Consider the following 2,797-nt stretch of genomic DNA (forward strand, 5'->3'; position numbering starts at 1 on the left):
TCGACCAGGGAACGGGCGCACAGGTACATCTTGGATCTCGACGCCGAGAAGGGCCGGATGTGGCGCCCCATCTCCGACAGGCAGAACTCCGTCATGGCGGTCGCGACGCCCGGCCAATCCGGGTCGAAGCAGTCGTCGAGCACGATGACCGCTTCCGGAGCCAGCAGTGGAGCGAAGTTCCGCAGATCGTTGAGGACACCGGGATGATCGTGAACGGCGTCGATGTGGAGAAATCTCAAGCTGCCCGGCGCAACCTCGAGGGGCGCTGCCCGCATCGACGGGAGGTCACGCTGTATGCAGCCCAGCCTGCCGTCAAGATCAGGGCAGAAGCGGCGAATGTTGCTTTCGACGACAGCCTGAGGGACTTCATGGAAGAGGTCGAAGCAGAAGAGCGATTCGTCCGGTCGCGCCAAGGCTCCCAGGCCTATGGCCGACCGTCCCTCGTAGACCCCCAGTTCACAAAGATCTCCGCGCCACCCAGCCTCTTTCTGGATGAAGTCCAGAAGCCAGAACATGATCAGATCGTGGTCGTAGAACCAGCCTTTGACCTCCGGCTCGATCTGATTCTTATAGAGCTTCCAGAACTTGAAGATCTCCATCGATGGCCCCGATAATCCCATGAATCATGACGTGCAGCGTCATCGGGGACTATAGAGGCCATCGGTAAACGAAACCGGACGAACGGTCCCGTTGCCAGCGGATGCGTCAGTAACGCCGCAGCAATCCAACGAGGCGTCCCTGAACCCGAACCCGGTCGGCCCCGAAGATCCGGGTTTCGAAGGCGGGGTTCGCCGGCTCCAGCGCTACCGTCTGCCCCTTGCGGCGCAGACGCTTCAAGGTCACTTCGTGCTCATCGATCAGCGCCACGACGATCGACCCGCTGTCGGCCACCTCGCACCGGTTGATGATGACCGTATCGCCGTCAAGGATACCGGCTTCCACCATGCTGTCGCCCGCCACCTCGAGCGCGTAGTGATCGCCGGGCGGGAGCATCGTGGACGGGACGTTGATCATGGCGCTGTTGTCGCGCAGCGCCTCGATCGGCGTACCGGCGGCGATCCTGCCATAGAGCGGCAGTTCGATCGCCTCCACCTGATGGTTGACCTCCCGGCCGGCCAGCGTGCCGGAGAAATCGCCCTTGATGACGTTGGGCTGGAACTTGGCACGCTCGGCGGCCCGCGGCTGGCGCCCGCCCCCGGCGTCCGATCCCTCCGGCAGCTTCAGCACTTCGAGCGCGCGCGCCCGATGAGGCAGACGACGGATGAAGCCGCGTTCCTCAAGACCGGTAATCAGCCGGTGGATGCCGGACTTGGACTTGAGGCCCAGAGCGTCCTTCATTTCGTCGAAGGACGGCGAAACCCCACCTTCACCCAGCCGGTCGTTGATGAAGAGCAGAAGTTCGTATTGTTTACGTGTCAGCATCTACGCCCCCTGCGCGTGACCACCCGGTCCGGAACAAAACACAAACATTATAATACGTTCTAGTTTGGTTCACGTAAGGCGTCAAGCATTCCCCATCAAAAATTTAACGCTTTAAAAGGAGGAACGTCCAGCTAGAGACTAAATGAACCTCCGGTCAGCGGAAGAATTTCCACGATGTCGTCCTTGGAAGCCGCGGGAGCGAAGGGCGGCCGGACGATCAGGCAATCTGCCTGGGCAAGCACCGAAACCAGCGAACTATCCTGCGACTCGAACGGCTTGACGATCAGCTCGCCGGCCGGAGAGCGGCTTAGGACAGCCCTCATGTAGTCTTCGCGCTGGTCGTTTTGCTTGACCGGTACCCCCAGGCGCGCCTTCAGGCGAGTCTCCGCAGGGTCGAGTCCCTGCATCCGGAGCAGGGCAGGGCGAAGAAAAAGGACCGAACAGACATAGCTGGAAACGGGATTGCCGGGCAGCCCAAGCACCGGAACATCGCCCAGGCGGCCGAACATCAGCGGTTTGCCCGGCCGCATCGCGATCTTATAGAAATCCAGATCCATGCCCCGGTCGCCCAGGACGCTGCGGACCAGATCGTATTCGCCAGCCGAAGCGCCGCCCGACGTGACGAGCAGGTCGGCATTCCAAGCGCCGGCGGTCAGTTCCGCCAGCGACTCCGGCGTATCGAGAGCAACGCCGAGATTGAACGGTACGCCGCCGAAAGCCGTCACCAGGGCCGACAGCGCGAACGCGTTGGAACTGACGATCTGGTTCGGTCCGACGGGGTCGCCCGGCAGCACGACTTCGTTGCCGGTCGCCAGGATCGCGACGCGGGGCCGGCGGTGGACCCTGATCCAGGGCACGTTCATGGCGGCGGCAAGGCCGACGTCCCGAGCCGTCAGCAGTTTCCCGGCCGGTACGCCGATCTGCCCCGCCTGGAAATCGATGCCGGCGAACCGGACGTGACGGTGACGGACGCCGGCCTGGAGAACCGTTATCCGGTCTCCCTCCGCTTCCGTGTCTTCCTGGATCACGACGGCATCGGCACCGTCAGGGAGCGGTGCTCCCGTGAAGATGCGCACCGTCTCTCCAGGTTCGATTCGCCCGTCGAAGGCGCTGCCGGCCTGAACCTCGCCGACCTGCCGCAGGATTGCGGGCGCCTGCGCCACATCCTCGGCGTGGACTGCATAACCGTCCATCGCCGACATCGACGCCGGCGGCTGGGACAAGCGGGCGCGGATATCCTCGGCTGTCACCCGCCCCAGCGCGTCGGGCAGCGCGACCAGTTCCGCCGGCAGCGGCGAGAAGGCGGAAAGGACACGGCTCAGGGCTTCGGCGACTGGAATCATGGTGCTGTCCCGTAGTCTCCGCTTTTGCCGCC

Annotated in this window: 3 protein-coding genes; all 3 read right to left on the reverse strand. The window is 63.5% G+C overall.

Going from position 1 to position 2,797, the window contains the following annotated elements; all coding sequences use genetic code 11:
• Nucleotides 1-599 (reverse strand): class I SAM-dependent methyltransferase (locus AC5JJ6_RS07630; protein WP_496041463.1); only part of this gene is annotated, 599 nt, incomplete at its 3' end.
• 106 nt (nucleotides 600-705) lie between these two features.
• A complete protein-coding gene (gene lexA, locus AC5JJ6_RS07635) occupies nucleotides 706-1,422 on the reverse strand; it encodes a transcriptional repressor LexA (protein WP_496041464.1) in 717 nt (238 codons plus the stop codon).
• Between the two features lie 131 nt (nucleotides 1,423-1,553).
• A partial coding sequence (locus AC5JJ6_RS07640; RefSeq protein WP_496041465.1) for a molybdopterin molybdotransferase MoeA occupies nucleotides 1,554-2,797 on the reverse strand: 1,244 nt, incomplete at its 5' end.

It is taken from the genome of Skermanella sp., from assembly GCF_059503625.1.

What these genes read in the sequence shown, in the direction of transcription:
- lexA (WP_496041464.1), bottom strand. Translation starts at nt 1,422, where the DNA reads ATGCTGACACGTAAACAATACGAACTTCTGCTCTTCATCAACGACCGG.